Origin of the sequence: Nonomuraea sp. NPDC005692, from assembly GCF_040631115.1 — a bacterium.
Taxonomy (GTDB): Bacteria; Actinomycetota; Actinomycetes; order Streptosporangiales; family Streptosporangiaceae; genus Nonomuraea.
In genome coordinates this window covers 24,694-46,318 of sequence record NZ_JBEXYU010000056.1, presented here as the reverse complement: position 1 = coordinate 46,318, position 21,625 = coordinate 24,694, and the positions used below count along the sequence as shown (strand labels likewise).

Below are 21,625 nucleotides of genomic sequence, written 5' to 3'. Positions count from 1 at the left end.
CTTCGCCCTGCGTCGGCGCCACCGCTACGCCACCGTGCTGATCGACGCCGAGACCCGAGAGCGCATCGACGTTCTACCCGGCCGCACCGCCGATGTGCTGGAGGCGTGGCTGCGCACCCATCCCGGAGTGCAGATCGTGTGCCGAGACGGCTCGGGCGCCTACGCCGAAGCGATCCACCGCGCCCTGCCTGACGCCGTCCAGGTGAGTGATCGCTGGCATCGATGGCACGACCTCGGTGAGGCCGTCACCAAGGAAGTCGCCACACATAGTGCCTGCTGGGCCAAGGCCGGGCCCCCGATCAAGACGGCAAACGCGCCCAGAGCACCCGCGAGCGCTGGCAGCAGGTCCACGACCTGCTCGGCAAGGGAGTCGGCCTGCTGGAGTGCGCCCGCCGCCTCAATCTGGGCCTCAACACCGTCAAACGCCACGCGCGCGTGTCTGAACCCGAACGCCTGCAACGCGCCCCGCAGTACCGGCCGACCCTCGTCGACCCCTACCGCGACCACCTCAAACGCCGCCGAACCGACGACCCCGCCGTCCCCGTCCTGCACCTGTTCAACGAGATCAAAGCCCTCGGCTACCCGGGCAGCTTCAATCTCCTCTACCGCTACATCACCCAGGGCCGGGTTGAAGCCGACCGCCTGCCCATCTCCCCACGCCGCCTCGCCCAGCTCCTGCTCACGCGGCCCGACAACCTCAAAGACGAGCGTCGCCGGCTGCTCAACGAGTTCACCACGGCCTGCCCCGAGATGATCGACTTGGCCGGGCTCGTCCGCGACTCTGCCGACCTGCTCCGGCCGAGCATGGGCAACGCCGACCGCCTCAGCACGTGGATCACCACTGCCCGCACCGCCGACCTCCATCACGTGCACGCCTTCATCCGCGGCCTCGACCAGGACCGCGACGCCGTCCACGCGGCCGTCACTCTGCCGTTCCACAACGGCGGCACCGAAGGCGTGAACACCAAGACCAAGGGCACCATGCGCCAGATGCACGGCCGCGCCGGCTTCACGCTGCTCCGCCACCGCATCCTGTTGGCCTAACGCTCCGTCACCACTGAAAGAGGGCCAGAGCCGATCTCTCTGCGACAGAGCCGTTATCTAGACAGACCCGGCCCTGCCCCTTGGGCGCCGCGTGGGGGGCCATTGTCCGGCCACATGGTGGCGCATTGGCCGGACAAAGGCGGCGCCGGGCCGGACGAGGGCGGGGTGACCGAGCCGCCGCTGCCGGCGCCGCCGCTGGGCAGCACGTACTTCCAGTCCCGGCAGTGGCTCTCGGGCCGGGAGCCCGCCGGGTAGTCGCAGATGTGGTAGGCGTGTGGCCAGCGGACGATGCTGTCGAGATGCGACCCGCAGTAGCGGGTGGCGGTCTTCCAGCCCTTGTGGGTCCGGACGAACTTCCACACCGTCACCAGCCGCGCCTCCCAGTACTGGCCCTTGGGGGCCTTCACCGGGTGGCTCACGATCTCGTTGTGCTCGAGGGACTCCTGGATCGTGTAGTGGAAGCTTCCGGCAATCTCGACGATCTTGCTGAAGCCGAGAGAGACGCCGAAGTCCTGGGTGGTGTGCGACGTCACCGACTCGCTGATCTGGATGGTGTCGTTCACTTCGCGATCGGGTGACCCGTAGCGGTAGATCTTGCCGACGGGTTCGAGCCATTCCTCCGGCTCGCTCGTGGTCTCGTACGGCTGGGCGTAACTGCACTGGTCATGGGCCCAGTCGGCGCGGGCGGCGCCGGGGGAGACGGTCAGGGCGACGAAGGTGGCGGTCAGGACGGCGAGCGCTGTCAGCAACGCTCTGACCGTTCGTGAGCGGTTTCCTGCATGGGTGTCCTCAGGGTCGTCGTCGAGGGGGCCCGCTCACCTGGCAGGAAGAAATCGGGTGCCGTGAGGCTTTTCTGTTCTGGCTTAACCGCGCTGCCCAGCGTCCCTCGCGGCCGCAGGGGGCTGCTGCGACTCGATGTGGAGGGCGATGCTCAGGATTCACCTCACGCCCGGCGACCTGGCGCGGGTGCGGGTGGCGCCGACGCTCGGGCCCATGGCCGAGACGGTCTTCAGCTTGACGGCGCTGCGCGGGCGGGCGGAGGAGGCGACGTTCGGGGCGTGGCGGCGCCGGGTGCGCGGCGTGCTCGACGCGCGCTTCTCGGCGCTGTCGGCCATCACGCCCAGCCGGTTGCCCTGTTTCGACCTGGCCTTCCTTGCCGGGCCCGGCCGTGACCTGGCCGAGAGCGCGCAGGCGTTCCTGTCCAGTTCGCGCTCCGCCGTCCGGGCGGAGCTGGACTTCTACGCCGGCCGCCACGGCAGGGTGCCGTCCGTGCTGGCCGGGCTCGCCGACGCCCTCAGCGCCCGGCGGGAGGTTCGGTGGCGACGTATCACCGGGCCTCGGTCGGCCCGCACTGGCGCGGCATCCGCGCGCACCTGGGCGCCGAGCGTTCCCGGCGTGGCACGGTCATGCTCGACCGCGACGTGGACGGCCTGCTGGCCGGCCTGCATCGCACCATCCGCTGGACACCGCCCGTCCTGCGCATCGACTGCGACCCCTCGATGGACGGAGACTTCGTCCTGGACGGGCGAGGCCTGGTCCTGAAGCCCTCGTTCTTCCTGCGCACGCCCGCGGTGATGCACGACGCGCGCGACGCGGCCGAGTGCATCCTGATCTATCCGGCGCCGGTCGGCCCCGATCAGGGGCCGGGTGTGTGGGCGGCCGGCCCGCCGGCGGGGGCGCTGGGCAACCTTCTGGGACGCACCCGCGCCTCGGTGCTGACCGCCATCGCCGACGGGGTGACCACCACCGGCGCCCTGGCCGGCCGGCTCGACATCTCCGCGGCGGCGGTCAGCCAGCACACCGCCGTGCTGCGGGAGGCGGGGCTGATCACGACGCGCCGGCATCACGGCAACGTCCTGCACAACCCCACCGAAACCGGCCTGACCCTGCTCAGCCGGCCGAACCGGTAGCGGCGACAGCCCGTCCGGCGGCGCCGCCCAGTCGCGCCGCCGGCAGCGGGGAGCGGGGACCATCAACTTCCCCGGCAAACAGCGCGCCGGTGTATTCGCCAGCGCCAAAAATCGGTCGCATGCCTGATCAGCCCGGCCGTCACCCGCTGAGTCACCCCTCAGCCAGACCTGCCGGCATTCGACCCGACAGCCTTCGTGACCTCCCGCGGCACGTCGCCGGCGTCGGTGACGGGCGTGATCTGGATGCCGACGAAGCCGGCCGCCTGCAGCAGTTCGCGGTACGCGCCGGCGGTCAGGGTGCCGTTGGCGTAGCCGACGAGCGGTTCGGCGGTCGCGCGGGCGGCCGGGTCCAGGCCGTCGTCGGCGATGACGTCTCTGAGGCAGCCCGGGCGGCCGCCGGGCCGCAGCACGCGGAAGGGCTCGGCCAGGACGGCGGGTTTGTCGGTAGACAGGTTGATGGCGGAGTTGGAGATGACCACGTCGACGGGCCACGCTGCCCGCGCCGGCCTGCTCGCCCCTGACTGTCACAGTGCCCAGGCACTCCCTGGAGGCGTGCGGCCGGGCTCAGGGATCATTCGGGGAGATACCGGATGGCTGGGGTGCGCTCGCTCCGGCACGCTGCTGATCATCAATGATCATGCGGTCCTCCTTGAGGAAGTGACCAGGACATATGGAAGGGGTGCCACCGAGGTGGCCGCGCTCCGGCAGGTCAGCGTCGCCTTCCCGCGCGGCAGTTTCACCGCCGTGATGGGCCCGTCGGGGTCGGGCAAGAGCACGCTGCTGCAGTGTGCCTCAGGGCTGGACCGGCCGGACTCGGGCGCGGTTCGCGTCGCCGGCCAGGACATCACCCGCTTGCGGGAGACGGAAATGGCGGTGCTGCGCCGCGACCGGGTCGGCGTCATCTTCCAGGCGTTCAACCTGGTGCCGTCGCTGACCGCCTGGCAGAACGTGATCCTGCCCAGCAGGCTGGCCAGGCGGCGGCCCGACACGTCACACGTGCGCGAGTTGCTGCATCGGGTCGGGCTGGCCGGACGGGAGGGGCATCGCCCGGCGCAGCTGTCCGGCGGCCAACAGCAGCGGGTGGCGATCGCCCGCGCCCTGCTCGGCAGGCCGGAGGTGCTGTTCGCCGACGAGCCGACCGGGGCGCTGGACCGCAGCACGGACACGAGGTGCTGGCGCTGCTGCGGGAGGCGGTCGACGCGTTCGGCCAGACGGTGGTGATGGTCACGCATGATCCGGAGGCGGCGGCTCGGGCGGGCAGCGTGCTGTTCCTGACAGATGGGCGGATCGTCGACGTCCTGGACAGGCCCTCGGCCGACCAGATCGGCATGCGGCTGGGCGGCGGCCGGTGACACTCGTCCTGGCCTGGAACAACGTACGGGCCAACCGAATGAGCTTCGCCGCGTCGTTCGTGGCGGTGGCCTTGGCCGTGACGCTGGTCGGCGGTAGCGGCCTGGTGGTCGCCGGCGCGGCCACGCGCAAGGAACTGAACGGCGTCATAGGGCTGCTGCTGCTGTCGGCCGCGGTGTCGGGATTCGTGTCGATCTTCGTGGTCGCGGGCATGTTGAGCCTGCACGTGCTGCGGCAGCGCAGGAATTGGGCGCTGCTGCGGTCGGTCGGCATGACGCCGCGGCAGGTAGGCCGGCTCATCACGGCGGAGGCGCTGGTGGTGGCCGTGCTGGCGAGCGCGGCGGGCTGCGTGCTGGCCGTGCCGTACGCCGCGGTGATGGCGGCGCTCATGCGGATGACCGGGCTGGCACCGGAGGGCATCCCAGTGGAGGTCACGATGGGGCCGTTCATCGTGGCGCTCGTGGTCGGGCCGGCGGTGACGCTGCTCGCGGCCCGCCTCGCGGCGCGCAAGGCCGTCGGTGTGGGCCCACTGGAGGTGCTGCGGGACAGCGCGGCGCAGCGGCGGCTGCTGCCCTGGACCAGGGCCGTCACCGGAGCGGCGGCGCTGGCCGGCGGCATCGCGCTGCTGTGGCTCGTGCCGCAGGTCAAGGTCAAGGACGCGGTGCCGACCGCGCTGGGGGCGACGATGGCGCTGTGCGTGGCCGCGTCCGCGCTGGGCCCCGTCGCGCTGCGGGGGCTGGGATGGCTGCTCGGAGCCGTGGCGGCCCGGCTCGATCCGGGTGCCGGGATGCTGGCCAGGTCCTCGCTGGTCGCTCAGCCACGCCGGGCAATGTCGGCGGCGTCTCCGGTGATGTTGACCGTGGCGCTGGCGTGCACCTTCCTGTTCGCCGTGGCGACCACGGATGCGGCGGCGGGGGTGACCCGTACCGGTCCGGGGGTGTGGGTTGCCCCGATGCTGGTGGGATCGGCGGTGGTTTACACCGTGATCTCGGTGCTCAACGCGACGGCCATGACGATGGCCGAGCGCACCGGAGAGATCCGGCTGCTGCGCATGGTGGGGACCAAGCCGCGGCAGCTCGCGAGAGCAGTGTGCTGGGAGATGCTGATCGTGACAGGTGCCGGGACGCTGCTCGGAACGGGCATCGCCGCCGCCTCGCTCACCACGCTTGGCAAGGCCGCCACCGGCGAGCCGTGGTTCGCCTACTCCCTGCCGCAGTACGCCGGGCTGGTGCTGGTCTGCACCGTCAGCGGCTTGGCTGGAGGACTGGCCGCCACGCGCCAGGCACGGCACGGCGCCCTTGTGCCCGATTGACTTTGCAGACCTGACGCCGTGCTCGGACCGCCGAGGGAGGCAATCCGTGCGGTCAGGGGTACGTCCTGCGTAGCCGCGTCCCGGTCAACTGCAGGAGACGTACGAGCGGATCTTGGGCGCCGTCTACGCGTGGCTCATGAACGAACGTGCTGCTCACCGTGTCGTGCGCGCCGCTGCTCGCGGCCCTCGCGATCGTGCGGGACCCGCTGGCGCCGTGGCCGTTCTTCGCCGTGCTGTCGCTGGTGTGCGCACCCGCGCTGGCGGGGCTTTCGGGGCCTTCGCCGGGTTCGACGCTCCGGCGCGCGCCTTCTGGCAGGCCTACCGGCGCGCCGCCGGGAGGGCGCTGGCCGTGTGGGCCGCGGGTGCGGCGGCGGTGAGCGTGCTGGTCGTGGACGCGACGTGGGTGCCTCCGGTGCTGGTGCCCTTCTTCGTCACCGCGGCGACTCTGGTGGCGGCCACGGTGCTCACGCTGCTGGTGCTCATCGCCGAGCCTGCCGGGACCGTGCGCGGGCTCGTGCGGCCTGCTTCTATCTGGTCGCGCGCCGCTGGTACCTGGCCGCGGCCAACCTTGTGGTGCTGGGCGTCGCCGTAACCATCATCTGGTCAAGGCGGTGATCGGCCTGCTGGTGGTGTGCTCGCCCCTGCTGTACGCCGTCTGGGCCACCCCCGGCTTCATCCTCGCCCCGATCCTGCCGCCGCGAAGCTGATCATTCGCGCAACGATCGCCCGAGATCGACGAGGAACCTGGCCAGGCCGGCCCTTTTGCGGAAAAGGTCGTACAGCTCCGGGGTGGGCTCCTGGTCCAGCAGTTCGGTGGGGATCGCGGTGAAGGCACAGCGCAGGACGAGCGAGGCGACGTAGCCGAAGGAGACGTCGGCGGGGTCCGCGCCCACCTCGGAGGCGTACGCGCTCTCGATGGCCTCGTGTATCGCGGGCAGGTCGGCGGGGTCCAGCTCGCCGGTGTGCGCCCGCCCGACCAGCAGCTGCCCCAGGTCGAACCCCACCGCCGCCGGATACGCCCAGCCCCAGTCGATGGCCACGAACTCCGCCGAGCCGTCGGCGGGCACCAGCAGGTTCCTGGGGCAGGCGTCGCCGTGCACGAACGTGTGCGGGAGGCGGTCGAGGGCATCGAGCAGCGGCCCGATGCGTTCGGCCAGCGTCAGCAGGTCGGCGCGGAGCAGGGGGTCGACGTTCTCCGCGAGCAGCGGATGCCGCCACGTCGCCGGATCGCGCAGGGCGGGCAGGAACAGGCCGGCGACCGGGCCCGAACAGTACTGCCTGAGCCCGAGGTTGAGTGACCCGGTCACGGGGCGGGCCGCGGCCAGGGCGCCGAGCAGGCGGGCGGCCGACCGGTAGCGGTCCAGGTCCCACTCCACGGGCGCGACGTGCACGTACTCCAGCCACATGACCAGCCGGTCGTCCCCCAGGTCGTCGATCCTGTACGTCCTCGGCAGCCGCAGCCCGTCGGGAAGCCACGGCCGGGCCAGGTAGACGTCCGCGTCCACCCGCCAGGGGAAGTGCGTGACCGCCTCGGCGCGTACGTGCTCGGGGATCTTCTCGAACTGGTCCGAGTGCCGCAGACCGTGGACGGACTTGACGAAGAACTCCCAGGTCGCGCCGCTGGTCGTGGTGCCGTGCACGCGGTGCAGCGAGGCCGTGGACAACATCCGGGGACCGAGGTCGAGCCGCTCGGTGTGCTGCTCCGCGATCTGCGCGAGCGGGTCGCCCAGGCTCTCCCGGACCAGGTCCGTCAGATCGGTGGTCAGTGCCGTGGTCATGAGGTCATCATGCAGGTCAGGGAAACGGCCTCGCATGAGCATGGTCTACTCAAATACCCTCTTTTCGTGGCAAGCTCCTGGCCGTTCACCGGACGTGCGGCACAACTCACCCGAATCAGGTCGGCCTCCAGGGGCATGGTCGTCGCCGGTCCGCCGGGCACGGGCAAGAGCCGTCTGGTGGCGGAGGCCGTACGCGGTCTCGACGGGGTCGCCTGGGCGCGGGCCACCGCCTCGGGCGCGGAGATCCCGCTGGGCGCCTTCGCCCCGCTGCTGCCCTCCACGCCGCCCGCGGGCAACCCGCTGGGCTGGGCGGCCGCCGCCGTACAGGCGTCCGTGCTGGTCGTGGACGACGCCCACCTGCTCGACTCAGCCTCCGCCGCGCTCGTCCACCACCTCGTGACGCGCGGCGGCACGCGGGTGATCGCGACACTCCGCAGCGGTACGCCGGTGCCCGACGCGATCTTCGCCCTGTGGAAGGACGACCTGCTGCCCCGGCTGGAGCTGCAGCCGTTCTCCCCCGCCGAGACCAAGGCCGTGCTGAAGGGCGCGCTCGGCGGCCAGGTGGAGTCCGCGACCGTCGACCGGCTGTGGCGCGCCAGCCAGGGCAACGCCCTCTACCTGCGCGAACTCGTCCTGTCCTGCACGCTCACCGACGACGACGGCGTGTGGCGCTGGCGCGGTCCGCTGACGATCACCCCCTCGCTGCGCGAGACGATCGCCGGCCGCATCGGCGAGCTGACCGCGCGCGAACGCGAGGCCCTGGAACTCCTCGCGTACGGCGAGCCGCTCGGCGTGGACCTGCTGGCCGCGCTCGGCTCGCTTGACGCCGTCCAGCACCTGGAGGACCGCCAGCTCGTCACCGTGCAGCCCGACGGCAGGCGGCTCCAGGTACGCCTCGCCCACCCCCTGCACGGCGAGGTCATCCGCGACGGCTGCGGCGTGCTGCGGGCCCGCTCGATGATGCGCAGGATGGCCGGGGCGGTCGCGGAGGCCGGGCTGCGGCGGCGCGAGGACGTGCTCAGAGTGGCCGTCTGGCGGCTGGACGGCGGCATGACCGACGATCCCGAGCCGCTCCTGGCCGGTTGCGAGCGCGCCAGGGTCGTCCGTGACCTGGAGATGGCCGTACGCCTCGGCCGCGCGGCCGTCGCGGCGGGCGGCGGGACGCGGGCGCTGGCCGTACTGGGCACGGTGCTGTTCTACACCGACAGGCACGACGAGGCCGAACAGAGTTTCGCCACCGTCTGGGAAGCGGACATGGACGAGCGCGCCAGGACCGACCTCGGCGTGCAGCGTGCCCTCAACCTGGCCATTGGCCTCGGGGACGTCGCGCGGGCGCGGGCCGTGCTGGAGGAGACCGCCGGGCTCGTCCGCGAGGCCGGGATGCGGCAGGGTGTGACGATCATGCGGTCCGTCCTGGCCGCGGTCACCGGCGACAGCGCCACGGCCGAGGACCTGCTGGCCGCGACGCGGCGCCTGGGCCCGCTCACGGCCCACAGCAAACGCATGATCGGCGGCCCCGAAGCAGCCGTCATGCTGGCCAGGGGCCGCCCCGCCGACTGCCTGGCCCGCGTCGAGGAGATCCGCGCCGGGCTCGCGAGGGAGCCCGACGCCATGCCGAGCCTCGCCGCCGCCTACACCGTGCACGCGGCCAACGCCGCGCTGCTGCTCGGCGACCTCGACACCGCCGAGCGTCACACCGACGAGGGCTACGGCCTCGACGGCCAGTACGGCACCTGGACCAGGGCGATCCTGGAGTTCGGCGCGCTCAGGTCACGCGTGCTGCGCCTGCGCGGGCGGCTCGCCGACGCGCTCTCCTGGGCCCGCGACACCGCCGCCCGGCTGCCCGTACGCAGTGTGCTGGCCGGGCAGTGCCTGGGCGAGCTGGCGCACGCGTACGCGCTGCTCGGCGAGGTCGCCGCGGCCGAGGAAGCACTGGCACGCGCCCAGGCCGAAGGCACGCCGATCGGCCCCTTCGTCGTCGAACCCCTCCGCTTCGCCCAGGTGTGGACCAGGGCCGGGCGCGGCGACGCCGCGGGCGCCGTCGAACTCAGCCTGGAGATCGCCGACAGCGCACTGCCGTGCGACGTGCCGTACGCGCTGCACGACGTGGTCAGGCTCGGCCGCCCCAACCTGGTCGCCGCGCGGCTGGCCGCGCTCGACGTGGAAGGACCGCTGGTGGCGCTGTTCGCCCGGCACGCCGCGGCCCGCGACGGCGCGGAGCTCGACGCGGTCACGGACGACTTCGAACGGCTCGGCCTGCTGCTGTACGCGGCCGAGTCGGCGGCCCAGGCGGCCGCCCGCCACCGGGAGGCCGGGCTGACCCGTGGCGCTCGGGCGGCCGGGACCCGAAGCTGGCGGCTCATGGAACGCTGCCAGGGCGCGCGCACGCTCGCGCTGCTGGACCTCGACGTACCCGGCCTGACACCCAGGCAGCGCGAGATCGCCGTGCTGGCGGCCCAGGGGCTGACGAACCGCGAGATCGCCGACCGGCTCGTCGTCTCCATCCGCACGGTCGCCAACACCCTGCACGCCATCTACGACAAAACCGGCGTCAACGACCGCACCGCCCTCGCCGACCTCCTCAGCCCCCACCCCTGATCTGCGCCAGTTTCCCCTGGTCGAGGTGGGATAGGCCGGATTCGTGGAAACCTCTTGACGCAACGTCCGCCAGTACACCGACCGGCCGATCCCGCAGGCGGACCTGGATCGGATCCTGGAGGCGGCCAGGCGGGCGCCGTCGTCCAAGAACTGGCAGCCATGGACTTCGTCCTCGTCACCGACCGCTCACAACTGGACGAGCTGGCGCAGACAGGCAAGTACGCCGCCCACCTCCCCGGCTCGGCGACCGCCATCGCGCTGGTCATGGAGGACTTCGACGATCCCCGGCTGCGCGAGGACGCCCGATTCGACCTCGGCCAGGCCATGATGAGCATGATGCTGGCCGCGGCCAAAGGCCGCACACCGCGTACTCGGCCTGCCCGCCGACCGGTTCTGCGCCTACCTGGTCGCGCTCGGCCCCCCGCAGACCGCCCGCTGAAGCCCGTCAAGCACTCGAAACGCCGCCCGTTCGACGAGGTCGTCCACCGGGACCACTGATGACGTTCGAGGAATGTGTCGGCGAGGCCGGTTACCGTCCCCGGCATGGATCATTGGGCGGAGATCAGCACGCTGATCGAATCGCGGCACGCGGACCGCCTCGCCGAGACGGTCAAGGCGCTGGACGACGAGGGCCGCAAGCAGGTCGCGGCCCAGTTGCCCGCGCTGCTGAAGGAGTTGCGCGGCCGGTTCGACGAGCACGAAGCCCTCGATCCCGCCCCCGCCGAATCCGCCGCCCACACCCGCGACTACCTGCGCCTGCTGCCCGCCTCCCCCGGGCCGGTCGCCGAGCTGGCCATGAAACGGCTGCGGGTCTGCGGCGATCTCACCCCCGACGACTTCGCGGAGGCGTGGGACTCGCTGCTGCTCCGCCCCGAGCGCAAGCTGGTGCGCGCCGGATTGTCCTGGCTGACCCGTAAATCCGACCTTCTTGTGGGCAGGCGGCAGCGAACCCCGAGTGGTGGTGAGCGAGAGCGACTCGCGGTGGGTTGTGTGTCAGGCCGTCTCTGGCTCGATGAGGACGGCCTTGCCGTTGCGGATGACGATCTTCTGGCCGGTCAGGGCTTGGAGCTGGCTGGCCAGGCTGCGGGCACGACGGTCTTTGTTGATGCGGGTGGCGTCGTAGTCGGCGCCCAGGTCGTGGAAGTGGGCCGGAGGGTCGGACAGAAGCTGGTAGACGATGGTGAGCACCGAGTTTCCGGCGGCGACCAGAGCCTTGGTTTGCCGCGACGGCGGGCAATGCGGCGATGGCGCTCGCCGAGGAAGGTGTCGCTCTTGCTGACGGAGAAGACGATCCGGCCGAGCGTGCTGGCCAGCCAGCGGTTGCCTTTGCCGCGGCCCTTGCCCTTCTTGCGGCCCGCCGACTCATGCGTCTGTGGGCAGAACTTAGTCCAGGACACCAGATGGACGGCGGTGGGGAGGCAACTCATCTCCACGCCAATCTCGGCGATCAGCTCCTGGGCGGCCACCAGGCCCACGCCGGTGATCTCATCGAGCTGGGTCGCCTGCGCCGAGAAAGGGCTCATCGCCCGCTCGACCTCGGCGTCCAGCAGGGCGGCCTGTTCGCCGAGCCGGTCGATGTTGTCCAGCATGATGCGTAACAGCACGGCGTGGTGATCGGTGAAGAAGCCGCGCAGCGCCTCCTCCAACACGGGGATCTTGCCGCGCATGCTGCCCCAGGCCATCCCGGCCAGCGCCCTCGGATCGCGCTGACCGTCGACCAAGGCCGGCAGCATCTGCCGGCCGGAGATCCCGAAGATGTCGCTGATCACCGACGACAGCTTCGCCTGAGCGTCTTCCAGCAGCTTCTCGCCTCGCTGCATCTCCCGGGTGCGGTCTTCGGTCAGCGAGCGCCGATAACCAGCGAGGGCCGGCACATGCCGCGCCCGGCCACCTTGGCCAGCCACACCGCATCGGCCTTGTCGGTCTTGGCCCGGCCGGGCACGTTCTTGGCGGACCCTCGTGCTCATGGCAACACTGCGCGGCCCCTGAAGCAGCTCCCAGCGATCAAACTCATCAACGGCCTCACCCGCGCCATAGACGAACCGACGTCGGCGGGCAACCCACCCTGTTTTCCCGCCTGAGCGGCGTCCCGTGCAGGGACGGGGGAACTAATGAGATCATGTCGATCACCAGCCCAGACGGCAGTCCATGAAGCGGTGTCCCACGCGGCCGTTTCCTGGTCGCGTGTGGGGTGGTGTTCGTGGGACCACGACTGCTGGCTCTTCGTCGGCGGTCGGGCGTGTTGGTCAGGGACGGATGCCGAAGGGGCCGAGCAGGCCGGTGTCGATTCGCATGGACTCCAGCAGCCTAAGGCGTTGCCCATGGTGAACACGTCGGCGGCGGCCAGCGTGCCGAGGTAGCTGGCGATGACCGGGCAGGTGCGCGAGGCGCTGGGCGGGCAGAGGTATGGCGAAGGGCGGAGCGCGGCATGGCGGATGCCGGGGCCCCTGCACGGTTGGTCAGCCGCAGACCTGCACTCCGTCCGCCATATTGTCCGCCCCCTGTGGCATGTCGCCTTTCTCACCGTCGGGAACCGTGACCAGGGTCTGCCATTCGGTACCCGTCCAGTTCAAGAGCGCGACGCTTGTGCCGGTCCGGTTCTGATAGGAGGTCAGCCGGTCCCCGACGCCGGCGCCCCCGATGTCGTGCAAAGCGCATGTGGCGTCCTTATGGACGATCATGCTGCCCGTCCCTTGAGTGCCCTCCCACGCGCAGAACAGTCCACCGGGACAGCTCCACTCCGCCACGCCGTTGGTCGGCTGGGATGGCTGCTTGGAGGTTTTGGTGCGGCCGGTCGAGCCGTGGCTGCTCTTGGGCTTGGCTGCCGAGCCGGTGCGGTCACCGCCATCGCGGCAGACCCCTGCTGCCCGGCATACTGGTTCGCCCCATAGCGGAGAGGTCACCAGAGCCGAGACCAAGCCGATGACGGCGACCAGTACGGGTATGAGGGCGCTGTTCCTCTCGCTCCCAGTCATGCAGACTCTCCAGGCTCGGGGGTCGTGACTCGGTTACAGGGTTCTCGCGGGGGATCTGGTGAGCCTCCGCGCGGGCGAAGACCGTCTTGGCTGGCTATGCGTGGTGGCGTTGCGGGCAGCAGGAACGCCTCGCCGACCGCGAAGCCGGCCCGGTGGCCGAGCTCCAACAGGACAGCGAAGCGTCGCAAGGACCTGCTGGGCCCCGGCCGTACCCTCGCCCAGCGCAACATGAGGCTGAGGCTTGGCGTGTGACGCCTGGCCATGCCGAAATGTCAGAGGTGGCTGCACTTGTGGAAGGAGATGGGAACCTGGGGTGACCAGGGGCCGTTGTTCTGGCGTGCCTGGACGTAGGCGTTGTACGGCGTGGCGAAGGTGCCGCCCTGGCATAGCAGGTTGCCGGTGTCGAGGTCGTAGCTGCCCTCCGGTCCCTTGCCGCCGGTCCCCGCGATGGCGCGGCCGGACCACAGCCGTACGCCGGTCTTCTTGTCGATGATCTGGATGGTGACCTGGGCACCCGGGGTCAGGTAGTAGCCGCGCACGCCTGCGGTGTAGTAGTCGCTCTCGTTGGTGGAGCAGCCGACACCGTCTTGGCAGTTGGACTTGGGGGCGTCGTGGTGCCAGCGGGTCATGATCACCCAGGCGAGCCGGTAGGGGGCGCTGGCGTTGTCGGCGCGGTTGGCGCTCCGGGAGCCGGGCACCACGCACCGGTAGTCGCCGGAGTAGGCCTCCCGCCAGACGAACCCCTGGCGGCAGTCGTGCCAGACACCGGTGGCGTTCTCCCGGGCGGTGCGGTCACGGTCAGCCGGGCTTACGCACACGTGGTCGATGGCGCGAGCGCCACGCCAGACGTAGCCGCTGCGGCAGGTGTCCGGAGCGGGACCGGCGGCCGATGCCTGCACTCCGGCCACGCCGGTTTGGGCCGAGGCCGAGGCGGGGGTCATTCCGCCTGAGGCGGCCGCCACACATGCGGCGGCAACCAGGACACTGGCACGGCGGACTGCTGCGAAAGACATTGCGGAGGACATGGTGACTCTTCCTTTCATGTGATCCAGAGTGGGTGTGACGAGCGGGTTTCTCATGAGTAGGGCCTACTCATTTCCGGGATCCCGAGTTCTTGCCGGCCCAGGCCAGGGCCAGGCCGCCGAGGAGAGCGGTGGGCTGGTGCGGGGAGAGCAGCACCGCGACCAGGGTGGCGAGCAGGAGCGGGACGCACGCGCCGCGGGAGATGCCGCGGCGGCGCCAGCCGGCGACGGCCAGCGCGGCGAAGCCGACCGAGCACAGCAGCATCTTGGGGACCAGAGCGAGGAAGCCCGACAGGCCGGGCCTTCCCACTGGGCGTCGGTGACCGTCCCCGCGATGTCTGCGCCCACGGTCGCCTTGACCCACGCGGTTGCGGCGAGGAAGGCGCGCAGCCCAGGCCGGCGGTGACGGTGGCCCAGCGGGGCAGCCGGAGCGGGCCGGCGAGGCCGGGCAGGGCGAGGAGGCCGTGCGGCTGGTCCGCGCCACCCGCCCGGACGTGGTGCTGATGGACGTCCGCATGCCTGTGCCCGACGGCATCGAGGCCACCCGCCGCATCACCGCCGACCCGCCATCGCGACTTCGGCTCGTGCAAGAGCGAGGTGCGCCAGTACGTGTGGGCCTCGGCGGAGGGGCCTCGGGCGCTGTTCGACCGGGCCCGGGTGCACATGCTCAAGGAGCGCATCCTGCTGCCGGCCATGACCGTGCTGGTGCGGCTGGTCGGCGAGGTGCGGCGGGCGGAGAACGAGCGGCTGCACGCGTTGTTGTCGGGCCGGTTGTCGGCCGAGATGCGCGCCGCGCTGGTGGGGTTGCTGGCTGTGCCGGAGGGGTGGCTACCGATCCGGCGCCGGCGGTCAAGCTGGGGGCGCTGGCCCGATACGGGCTGGCGGCCAAGGCGCCCACGCTGCGGGATCTGGCAGCCGATCGGCAGGGCGCGACGCTGCTGGCCACGGTGCGGCACCTGGAGACCGCCTCGGTCGATGACGCTTTGGACGTGCTGGATCTGCTGATCTCCTCCAATCTGCTGGCCCGCGCGGAGCGGGCGGGCGGGCAAGGCCGAGCAGCTGCGGACCTTCCCCAGGTTGCGCAAGGCGGCGCGGACGATGGCCTCGGCGATGGAGGTACTGATGGCGCTGCCGGAGGCGACCGAGGAGCGGCTGGTGTCGCTGGTGGAGGTGTGGAAGGCGATCGAGGAGGTGGTGCCGCGCGAGAAGCTGGCCTCGGCGGTGGAGACGGTGGCGGCGTTCGTGCCGGTCAGCGATGACGACGCGGCCGCGCAGTGGCGGGCCGAGCTGGTCAAGCGCTACCGCACCGTGCAGGGCTTCATTGAGCCGCTGCTGTCCACGATCCGGTTCCGCGCGGTCGAGGCCGGCACGCCGGTGCTGGCCATGGTGCGCGCCGCCGCGGCGATGGCCAAGAGCCGCCGCCGCTACGCGCCCGGTGACATCGCCGCGCACGACGAGCTGATCACCGGGTCGTGGCGGCCGCTGGTGTACCGCAATCCCGATCTTCCCGACGGGCAGGTCGACAAGGCCGCGTTCGTGCTGTGCGCCCTCATGCACCTGCACACCGCGCTGCGTCGGCGTGATGTGTTCGCCGAAGGGTCGGAGCGGTGGAGCGATCCGCGAGCCCGGCTGCTCCTTCCGCGAGCACGCGCGGCGGGTCCCAGCGGCAAAGAACCAATGGTGCGCCGATCAACTGTTAGCGAGCGGGGATCAGCGGATGAGGAGTCAGGGAACTCCATACGTGGGCCAGCCTTGGCCGAACGAAGGTCACCGCGGAGAGGGAGAATCAGCCATGGGCGCAGTGGTGGAACCCGCGCAGTTCATAGAGAGCCTGCGTGGCGGCACGCTCACAGTTCCCGTCCACGTTGTGGGCATGGTACGAGCAGCAGAGGGTACCAGCGACTCCATTCAGCTGACCAGGGACTGCACCACGTGGGTGACCATCCCTGCGAGCATGATCGCGGCGATCACCTTGCTGGGGAACCAAAAGTGCAAGGACCATAATCACCACGTAGCCGCTCTTCGATTCAATGAGCCCCAGTCCGAGGAAGGGAAGGTGTTCAAGCAGCTCATCACAGAACAGCTGGTCACTCGCCCTTCGATCGCCAGGGGAGGTGGTGCCTCCCGGATCGCCAGGGGAGGTGGTGCCCCCCGGATCGCCAGGGCAGCTGGTGGTGGAGGTGGCGACGAGTTTATTCCAGGCGGGCAATGCATTGTCTGTCACGACATGTGCACCAGAGAATGCGGGGGAGATTTCCAGTGCTGGAGCGACTGCGTAAGGTTTTTGTGCCCTGAATGCTGATCGGTTCCCTCCCTCATCCTTCAGGCGCCTGCCTCCTCCGTGACGAGCGTCCGCTCCTCCACCTCGGACACATGCCGCCCGCAGTCGCTGCACACGTAGTAGCCCGCCTGCGGCCGCCACTCGCAGCTCCGCTGGTCGCAGCCGGGACAGCGCGCCACGGTGTGGCCGGGCTCGTCGTCCACCAGCCTGCGTAGGCGCGACTCCCAGGCGAGCGCCCACTCCACCACGCCGAGCTCCACCGGGTCCTCGTCATCCTCGACGCTCGACAGCATCGTCAGCCCGTCGAGCGCCAGCACCTGGTCGAGTTTGTCCACCAGCCACGTCACCGACCGAGAGCGCACCACCCCGGACCGGCCGGCGGGCGCCAGGTCGGCCAGCTCCAGGCGGCGGGCCACCTCCCGGCGCAGCTGCAGCAGCTCCCTCGTCACCGTGTGCACGACGTCGCCCTTCCCCGACAGGGAGCCGTGCGGCCTGGTCCCCTTCACGCGTGACTACCGGGACTGCTCCTTCACCACGCCCGGCCGCGCCGCCAGCGCCGCCGCGAGCTCGTCCGCCACCAGCAGCGCCCGGCGGCACGTCGCCCACCCTCGCCAGCTCCAGGCCGTTGTGGTGGTCGACGATGACTGTGTTGGCCTCGCGCAGCGTCTCCTCGCGGCCTGCTGGCAAGAAGGCCGGGATCCCGCCGCACGTCGCCGCTGACCAGCCACCGTGATGGCCTGCCCTCTGCCCCTGCGGGAGGATGGGGTGTCAGCGGCGCAGCAGGAGGCGCAGCACCCGCAGCGCCCGGGCCCGCCGGCCGGGGTCAGCGGAGAACACATAGACCACCGTGAGGATGGCGAGGATGGCCAACAGCAGGGCTCCGATGGCGCCGACGGCGGTCAGCTGAGACAGGATCGTCATGGGGGTGCGTCCCTTCCCCTAGGTGGAGTGCGCCCCGCGGGGTGGCGTGGTGCCGGCGACGGTTGCGACGGGCCAGTACACGCCACCCCGCTCACCCACACAGAGTGCGGTGCCGGGCGGCGCCGACGGAGGATTCGCGGCGTGACTCCAGGTTGGGGGACGCGAAAGGCCCGTTAACGATCTCCACCAATCTTTGACGAGACGGGATGAAGTCGTACAGCGCGTGACGGCTGCTGACACCATTAACCTGCGGCGCTGACGGTTTTTTGCGCTCCTCGCGCGGCCGCTGGGAGGGCGGTGCAGACTACGGACACCAATTCACACGAAACGGCTTTACGTTTTCTGACGGTCTGGGATGCTCGATCCCACCATGCCCGACACCACATCGCCCGTGCCCAACCACGACGCCCTAGGCATCCTCCGCGACCGGTTGCAGGAGCTCCACCGCCACCGCGGCAAGCCCAGCTACCGCGAACTGGCCGCGCGCACCAGCAACGCGGTCAGCCATACCACCGCGCACGCGGTAATCCGCTGTCAGAAGCTGCCGCGTTGGGGTCAGTTGGAGATCATCGTCGAGGCCCTCACCGGCGATGGCGGCCATATTGAGGAATTCCGTACCCTGTGGCTGGCGGCAGAGGGAACCAGCCAGCGGGCAACCGCCACGCTTCCCACCGAGGGGTCGCTGGAGCTATATCAGGCGACGGGGGAGCCCCTCACCGAGCACACCGATCCCGCCTTGGCGGTGGCCTTCCATCCCGACGGGCACCTGCTTGCCACCGCCGACGAGAACGGGACAGTGCTGCTGTGGGACGTGGCCACTCGCCAGCAGGTCGGCGCCCCCCTCACCGGGCATGGTGCCGGCGTCTGGGCGGTGGCCTTCCACCCCGACGGGCACCTGCTCGCCACCGCCAGCGCGGATTTATGGTACGCCTGTGGGATGTGGCCACCGGCGAGCAGGTCGGCGCCCCTCTCACCGGACACGACGGCCCCGTCTGGGCGGTGGCCTTCCACCCCGACGGGCACCTGCTCGCCACCGCCGGCATGGACTCGACGGTGCGCCTGTGGGACGTGGCCACCCGCCAGCAGGTCCTCAAAGAGCATGGTGCCGTATTTTCCGTGGCCTTCCACCCCGACGGGCACCTGCTCGCCACCGCCGGTGAGGATGCGACGGTGCGCCTGTGGAATGTCGCCACCCGCCGAGCCGCCGGTGAGCCCCTCACCGGCCACACCGGCTGGGTCGACGCAGTGGCCTTCCACCCCAGCGGCGGCCTGCTCGCCACCGCCAGCAAGGATCTGACGGTGCGCCTGTGGGACGTGGCCACCTGCCAGCAGGTCGGCGCCCCCCTCACCGGGCATGGTGCCGTCTCGGCTGTGGTCTTCCATCCCGACGGGCACCTGCTCGCCACCGCCAGCAAGGATGCGACGGTGCGCCTGTGGGACGTGGCCACCCGCCAACAGGTCGGCGCCCCCTCACCGGACACGACCGACGTGTCTCGGCTATGGCCTTCCACCCCATCGGGCACCTGCTCGCCACCGCCAGCGACGACGCGACGGTGCGGCTGTGGCGAAGCATTCAAGAACCGGATCCGCACCAATTGCTCCGACGGGTCGACCAGCTGCGGAAGCGGCTCGTAGCCGTACGGGCTAACCGTGACCAGCTAGCGCGCGAGGTCGCCGCCCTACAGGCGGAACGTGATGAGCTGACGCGGCAGGTGAACCACTTCACCGCCATGGCGAATACGCCCGTCTCCGAGACCTCCTCTATGTCTCATGAGGGCCACCTGCTCGCCACCGCCGGTGGGGACGGGGCGGCTGATTGAAGACCTTCGCCGTCAGATCGTCAGGCACTGGCCGCCCCGTCAGCTCGTCCCGCACCGGCCGCATGCAGTTGCTTGGCAAACGACAGTCCCTGAAGAGTGACCTGGACACCTCCGCGCGATCATCGGCAACCGGCTCCCCCCAGCGCCGAAGGTCGGCCCGCGTCATCAGCTCGCCAACCTGTCAGGTAATCGCCTCGCCTACGAGGGGCGTGTCAGGATCGGCAGCGAACCGCACACGACCCCACGAGGAGGCCATCATGACGGCCTACGTCATCGCCCACCTGCAGGTAGGGGATCAGCTCTCCGCGCCACGCCTCCGCGAAGGCGCCGACCGTCAAAGTGGCGTACGGGTAGCCCTGCGGGTCGTGCACGAGCACGGTGTCGCCGGTCACCTCCAGCACCACCAGGTAGTGGTCGGCGCCGACCGCTTCGCCCGACCCGGGCTGGTAGGCCAGCAGGCCGAGCTCGAGCGGGCCGGCCAGCACCGGGCCATCCTCGCAGGCCCGGCGCAGCCGGTCGAGCGCCGCCGCCGTCCCGCCGTCCGTGCGCCCGCACTCCCAGCCGAGCAGGCCGAGCGCGGCGTCGATCCCGATCTCGGGGTCCCAGCCGTACGCGTCGAACAGCGGAAACCGGCCGCCGATGAGCTGCATCCCGTACGGGGAGCCCGTCAGAACCTCGATCCCGCCTGCCGGCGGCTGCCGGCAGGGCGGGCTGGTGACGTTCCGCGATGACGCGGGCGAGATCAGAGCGGTAGATGCCGCATCGGGTGTGCTTCTTGCCGTGGATTCAGTGGCCGGTGGGGCCGGCCTTGACGCCGAGGGTTTTGAAGGCGCTGGTCACTTGTTCTGACTGCCAGCCGCCGTAGACTTCTGGCCGCAGGGTGGTCAACGGCTCGCACAATGGGCGTTCCACGCAGTGTCTTCCCCATCCGTCCCAACGGTGACAACATCGGCCAGCACGTCATAGGCGGTCGGGTCGAGTTGGGTCGGCGCGCCCGGGCGGGACGGGCGCGAGGGGATCGGAACGCCGGCTCGGCGTGGGCCGGGCTCGGGTGCGTGGGAGGCCGGTCGGATCACCATGCGATCCGACCGGCGTCGAGCAATCGAGGTCAGGCGGCGAGGGGCTGAACGGTGAAGTGGTAGTCATACCGGATCAGGTCGTCCTCACCGACGATGAGGACGACCCGGGCCGCCCAGGCGACCTGGCCGTCCTCGGTCGTCAGCTGGAGGGTGAACGTGATGGCGTCGTGGTGGCCGAGCACATCGTCCGCGGACGTGACGGCGTACCTCCGGCCCGCGACGAACTCCTTGTACGCCTGTTCGACCCGGTTCTCGAGCTCCGCGAGCCCGCGAAACTGGGTGGACTCCACGAACTCCACCCCATCCTGCGCCCAGAGGGCGGCGATGGCGGCGCTGCGCAGTACGGGGTCGGCCTCGTTCCACACGGCCACGTAACGGCCGACGATCGCGTCGATGTCGATGTCGATGTCCATGCCGCGGACGCTAGAACCGGTCCCCTGACATCCGATGTCAGCAGACTTGGGCAGACTGCACGACATGCGAGCGAGCCGGTTGGTGTCGATCCTGTTGATGCTGCAGACCCGGAGGCGGGTGACGGCCCAGGAACTCGCGGACGTCTTCGAGGTGTCGGTCCGTACCGTCTACCGTGACATGGACGCCCTCAGCGCGGCGGGCGTGCCGCTTTACGGCGAGCCGGGCCACGACGGCGGTTATCGGCTGCTCGGCGGATTCCTCGTCCGATTGAACGGGCTGACCGAGGGGGAGGCCGAGTCGCTGTTCCTGACCGGGCTGCCCGGCGCCGCCGCCGACCTGGGACTGGGCGCCATCGTGACCGCCGCGGAGCTCAAGCTGATGTCCGCGCTGCCCACTGAACTTCGTGATCGTGCCGAACGGTTCGCTGAGCGGTTCCATCTGGATGCCCCGCCCTGGTACGGCGAGGAGGACCGGACGCCGTACCTGACGGCGGTCGCGGACGCCGTGTGGGGCGAACGCGTCGTACGGATGCGGTACTTCCGCTGGGCTGAGCCGCACGAGGTCACTCGGGCGGTGGAGCCGTTGGGGCTGGTTCTCAAGGCAGGACACTGGTACCTGGTCGCCCGGTCGGAGGGACGGATTCGTCCCTACCGCATCTCCCGCATCCTCGACCTCCAGGTCCTGGAGGAACAGTTCGCACGACCTCGCCGGTTCGCGCTGGCCGAATACTGGCAGACCTACCTGGAGTCCTTCGACGAGCGCCGCCACCAGGACACGGCGACCATCCGGCTCTCTCCCGACGCTCTGGCGAGCCTGCCCGACCTCATGGACCGGGCCGTCGTCCAAGCCGCGCGCGACACCGCGACGGCGGCCGACTCCGACGGCTGGATCCAGGTGACCATTCCGATCGAATCCATCGATCGGGCCGTCGCCTCAATCCTCAGACTCGGCGCCGACGTCGAAGTTCTCGCGCCCGCCGACCTGCGTGAACGCCTCACCGACACGCTGACCGCAATGACGCGCATCTACGACATTTGACCGGCGGGGGCCTGATCGCCGAAAGGAGATGGTTCGCGTGGGCACCCGGCCCGCGCACTCGCCTGGCTCTGCGCCCCCGAAGA

The 21,625-nt window shown here is 70.6% G+C and carries 24 protein-coding genes and 4 pseudogenes; 15 read left to right on the top strand and 13 right to left on the bottom strand.

Translation table 11 applies throughout. The features are described from left to right. Window positions 1-1,044: pseudogene (locus ABZ459_RS51010) on the top strand (ISL3 family transposase); the annotation flags it as partial. Window positions 1,045-1,097: 53 nt separating this feature from the next. On the opposite strand, the gene ABZ459_RS51005 reads toward ABZ459_RS51010, so the two are convergent. Next, window positions 1,098-1,793 carry a hypothetical protein gene (locus ABZ459_RS51005; RefSeq protein ID WP_357988261.1) on the bottom strand — a complete coding sequence of 232 codons (696 nt, stop codon included), beginning with the start codon at window positions 1,791-1,793 and terminating at the stop codon, window positions 1,098-1,100. A 189-nt stretch (window positions 1,794-1,982) separates the two neighbouring features. Further along, a complete protein-coding gene (locus tag ABZ459_RS51000) occupies window positions 1,983-2,159 on the bottom strand; it encodes a hypothetical protein (protein ID WP_357988258.1) in 177 nt (58 codons plus the stop codon). Between the two features lie 201 nt (window positions 2,160-2,360). Between ABZ459_RS51000 and ABZ459_RS50995 the strand changes: the two genes are divergently transcribed. Then, a complete protein-coding gene (locus ABZ459_RS50995; protein WP_357988256.1) occupies window positions 2,361-2,954 on the top strand; it encodes a winged helix-turn-helix domain-containing protein in 594 nt (197 codons plus the stop codon). Window positions 2,955-3,112: 158 nt separating this feature from the next. Here the strand turns inward: ABZ459_RS50995 and ABZ459_RS50990 are convergent, their stop codons facing one another. After that, entirely contained in the window at window positions 3,113-3,433 is a 321-nt protein-coding gene (locus ABZ459_RS50990) for a hypothetical protein (protein WP_357988253.1), read from the bottom strand. A gap of 178 nt (window positions 3,434-3,611) precedes the next feature. Here ABZ459_RS50990 and ABZ459_RS50985 point away from each other — a divergent pair, with 178 nt between their 5' ends. From ABZ459_RS50985 to ABZ459_RS50970, 4 genes are all read left to right on the top strand, one after another. Next, window positions 3,612-4,175 carry an ABC transporter ATP-binding protein gene (locus ABZ459_RS50985; RefSeq protein WP_357988250.1) on the top strand — a complete coding sequence of 188 codons (564 nt, stop codon included), beginning with the start codon at window positions 3,612-3,614 and terminating at the stop codon, window positions 4,173-4,175. Then, the gene (locus tag ABZ459_RS50980; RefSeq protein WP_357988247.1) at window positions 4,124-4,306 is read left to right on the top strand and encodes a hypothetical protein; all 183 of its coding nucleotides are present in this window, start codon (window positions 4,124-4,126) and stop codon (window positions 4,304-4,306) included. Before ABZ459_RS50985 ends, ABZ459_RS50980 begins: the two co-directional genes overlap by 52 nt. After that, window positions 4,303-5,616, top strand: coding sequence for an ABC transporter permease (locus ABZ459_RS50975; protein ID WP_357988244.1), 1,314 nt, complete (start codon window positions 4,303-4,305; stop codon window positions 5,614-5,616). Before ABZ459_RS50980 ends, ABZ459_RS50975 begins: the two co-directional genes overlap by 4 nt. 244 nt (window positions 5,617-5,860) lie before the next feature. Continuing rightward, window positions 5,861-6,208 carry a hypothetical protein gene (locus tag ABZ459_RS50970; protein ID WP_357988241.1) on the top strand — a complete coding sequence of 116 codons (348 nt, stop codon included), beginning with the start codon at window positions 5,861-5,863 and terminating at the stop codon, window positions 6,206-6,208. 115 nt (window positions 6,209-6,323) lie between these two features. Here the strand turns inward: ABZ459_RS50970 and ABZ459_RS50965 are convergent, their stop codons facing one another. Next, a complete protein-coding gene (locus ABZ459_RS50965; protein ID WP_357988238.1) occupies window positions 6,324-7,394 on the bottom strand; it encodes a phosphotransferase in 1,071 nt (356 codons plus the stop codon). A gap of 66 nt (window positions 7,395-7,460) precedes the next feature. On the opposite strand from ABZ459_RS50965, the gene ABZ459_RS50960 reads away from it, so the two are divergent. Beyond that, on the top strand, window positions 7,461-9,992 hold the full coding sequence (locus tag ABZ459_RS50960) for a LuxR C-terminal-related transcriptional regulator (RefSeq protein ID WP_357988235.1): 2,532 nt from the start codon (window positions 7,461-7,463) through the stop codon (window positions 9,990-9,992). 159 nt (window positions 9,993-10,151) lie between these two features. After that, a complete protein-coding gene (locus ABZ459_RS50955) occupies window positions 10,152-10,490 on the top strand; it encodes a hypothetical protein (protein WP_357988232.1) in 339 nt (112 codons plus the stop codon). A gap of 557 nt (window positions 10,491-11,047) precedes the next feature. Here ABZ459_RS50955 and ABZ459_RS50950 read toward each other — a convergent pair. From ABZ459_RS50950 to ABZ459_RS50935, 4 genes are all read right to left on the bottom strand, one after another. Continuing rightward, window positions 11,048-11,866 (bottom strand): transposase, encoded by an 819-nt coding sequence (locus ABZ459_RS50950; RefSeq protein WP_357988229.1) that lies wholly within the window; start codon window positions 11,864-11,866, stop codon window positions 11,048-11,050. Window positions 11,867-12,451: 585 nt separating this feature from the next. Beyond that, entirely contained in the window at window positions 12,452-12,967 is a 516-nt protein-coding gene (locus ABZ459_RS50945; protein WP_357988226.1) for a peptidase inhibitor family I36 protein, read from the bottom strand. Window positions 12,968-13,239: 272 nt separating this feature from the next. Continuing rightward, window positions 13,240-13,908 carry a hypothetical protein gene (locus ABZ459_RS50940; RefSeq protein ID WP_357988223.1) on the bottom strand — a complete coding sequence of 223 codons (669 nt, stop codon included), beginning with the start codon at window positions 13,906-13,908 and terminating at the stop codon, window positions 13,240-13,242. A gap of 151 nt (window positions 13,909-14,059) precedes the next feature. Beyond that, the gene (locus tag ABZ459_RS50935; RefSeq protein WP_357988220.1) at window positions 14,060-14,299 is read right to left on the bottom strand and encodes a hypothetical protein; all 240 of its coding nucleotides are present in this window, start codon (window positions 14,297-14,299) and stop codon (window positions 14,060-14,062) included. A 58-nt stretch (window positions 14,300-14,357) separates the two neighbouring features. Between ABZ459_RS50935 and ABZ459_RS50930 the strand changes: the two are divergent. The 3 genes and pseudogenes from ABZ459_RS50930 to ABZ459_RS50920 form a co-directional block, all read left to right on the top strand. Beyond that, window positions 14,358-14,558: pseudogene (locus ABZ459_RS50930) on the top strand (response regulator); the annotation flags it as partial. Between the two features lie 28 nt (window positions 14,559-14,586). Further along, window positions 14,587-14,994 (top strand): hypothetical protein, encoded by a 408-nt coding sequence (locus ABZ459_RS50925; RefSeq protein WP_357988267.1) that lies wholly within the window; start codon window positions 14,587-14,589, stop codon window positions 14,992-14,994. Between the two features lie 105 nt (window positions 14,995-15,099). Further along, on the top strand, window positions 15,100-15,993 hold the full coding sequence (locus tag ABZ459_RS50920) for a hypothetical protein (RefSeq protein ID WP_357988217.1): 894 nt from the start codon (window positions 15,100-15,102) through the stop codon (window positions 15,991-15,993). Between the two features lie 318 nt (window positions 15,994-16,311). Here ABZ459_RS50920 and ABZ459_RS50915 read toward each other — a convergent pair whose 3' ends face one another. From ABZ459_RS50915 to ABZ459_RS50905, 3 genes are all read right to left on the bottom strand, one after another. Further along, window positions 16,312-16,776, bottom strand: a complete 465-nt coding sequence (locus ABZ459_RS50915; protein WP_357988214.1) for a TFIIB-type zinc ribbon-containing protein — start codon at window positions 16,774-16,776, stop codon at window positions 16,312-16,314. 262 nt (window positions 16,777-17,038) lie between these two features. Continuing rightward, entirely contained in the window at window positions 17,039-17,191 is a 153-nt protein-coding gene (locus ABZ459_RS50910) for a hypothetical protein (protein WP_357988211.1), read from the bottom strand. Window positions 17,192-17,600: 409 nt separating this feature from the next. Further along, window positions 17,601-17,792, bottom strand: a complete 192-nt coding sequence (locus tag ABZ459_RS50905) for a hypothetical protein (RefSeq protein ID WP_357988208.1) — start codon at window positions 17,790-17,792, stop codon at window positions 17,601-17,603. Between ABZ459_RS50905 and ABZ459_RS50900 the strand changes: the two are divergent. The 3 genes and pseudogenes from ABZ459_RS50900 to ABZ459_RS50890 form a co-directional block, all read left to right on the top strand. Next, window positions 17,751-18,098: pseudogene (locus ABZ459_RS50900) on the top strand (hypothetical protein); the annotation flags it as partial. The gene ABZ459_RS50905 and the pseudogene ABZ459_RS50900 overlap by 42 nt on opposite strands. Before the next feature lie 14 nt (window positions 18,099-18,112). Next, window positions 18,113-18,619, top strand: a pseudogene (locus ABZ459_RS50895) (WD40 repeat domain-containing protein); the annotation flags it as partial. Between the two features lie 71 nt (window positions 18,620-18,690). Then, window positions 18,691-19,011: a hypothetical protein gene (locus tag ABZ459_RS50890; protein WP_357988205.1), complete on the top strand. Its 321-nt coding sequence runs from the start codon at window positions 18,691-18,693 to the stop codon at window positions 19,009-19,011. A 212-nt stretch (window positions 19,012-19,223) separates the two neighbouring features. Here the strand turns inward: ABZ459_RS50890 and ABZ459_RS50885 are convergent, their stop codons facing one another. After that, entirely contained in the window at window positions 19,224-19,661 is a 438-nt protein-coding gene (locus ABZ459_RS50885; protein WP_357988202.1) for a hypothetical protein, read from the bottom strand. A gap of 458 nt (window positions 19,662-20,119) precedes the next feature. Further along, a complete protein-coding gene (locus ABZ459_RS50880; protein ID WP_357988199.1) occupies window positions 20,120-20,503 on the bottom strand; it encodes a hypothetical protein in 384 nt (127 codons plus the stop codon). A gap of 82 nt (window positions 20,504-20,585) precedes the next feature. Between ABZ459_RS50880 and ABZ459_RS50875 the strand changes: the two genes are divergently transcribed. After that, window positions 20,586-21,542, top strand: a complete 957-nt coding sequence (locus ABZ459_RS50875; protein ID WP_357988196.1) for a YafY family protein — start codon at window positions 20,586-20,588, stop codon at window positions 21,540-21,542. Window positions 21,543-21,625: the final 83 nt, after the last annotated feature.

Bases quoted from the DNA above. Each gene is read 5' to 3' on its own strand.
- ABZ459_RS50880 (WP_357988199.1), bottom strand. From the start codon at position 20,503: ATGGACATCGACATCGACATCGACGCGATCGTCGGCCGTTACGTGGCC.
- ABZ459_RS50945 (WP_357988226.1), bottom strand. From the start codon at position 12,967: ATGACTGGGAGCGAGAGGAACAGCGCCCTCATACCCGTACTGGTCGCC.
- ABZ459_RS50910 (WP_357988211.1), bottom strand. From the start codon at position 17,191: ATGACGATCCTGTCTCAGCTGACCGCCGTCGGCGCCATCGGAGCCCTG.
- ABZ459_RS50920 (WP_357988217.1), top strand. From the start codon at position 15,100: ATGGAGGTACTGATGGCGCTGCCGGAGGCGACCGAGGAGCGGCTGGTG.
- ABZ459_RS50890 (WP_357988205.1), top strand. From the start codon at position 18,691: ATGGCCTTCCACCCCATCGGGCACCTGCTCGCCACCGCCAGCGACGAC.
- ABZ459_RS50940 (WP_357988223.1), bottom strand. From the start codon at position 13,908: ATGACCCCCGCCTCGGCCTCGGCCCAAACCGGCGTGGCCGGAGTGCAG.
- ABZ459_RS50955 (WP_357988232.1), top strand. From the start codon at position 10,152: ATGGACTTCGTCCTCGTCACCGACCGCTCACAACTGGACGAGCTGGCG.
- ABZ459_RS51000 (WP_357988258.1), bottom strand. From the start codon at position 2,159: ATGGCCGACAGCGCCGAGAAGCGCGCGTCGAGCACGCCGCGCACCCGG.
- ABZ459_RS50965 (WP_357988238.1), bottom strand. From the start codon at position 7,394: ATGACCACGGCACTGACCACCGATCTGACGGACCTGGTCCGGGAGAGC.
- ABZ459_RS50885 (WP_357988202.1), bottom strand. From the start codon at position 19,661: ATGCAGCTCATCGGCGGCCGGTTTCCGCTGTTCGACGCGTACGGCTGG.
- ABZ459_RS50905 (WP_357988208.1), bottom strand. From the start codon at position 17,792: ATGGCCGCCATCGCCGGTGAGGGCCTCGACGATGATCTCCAACTGACC.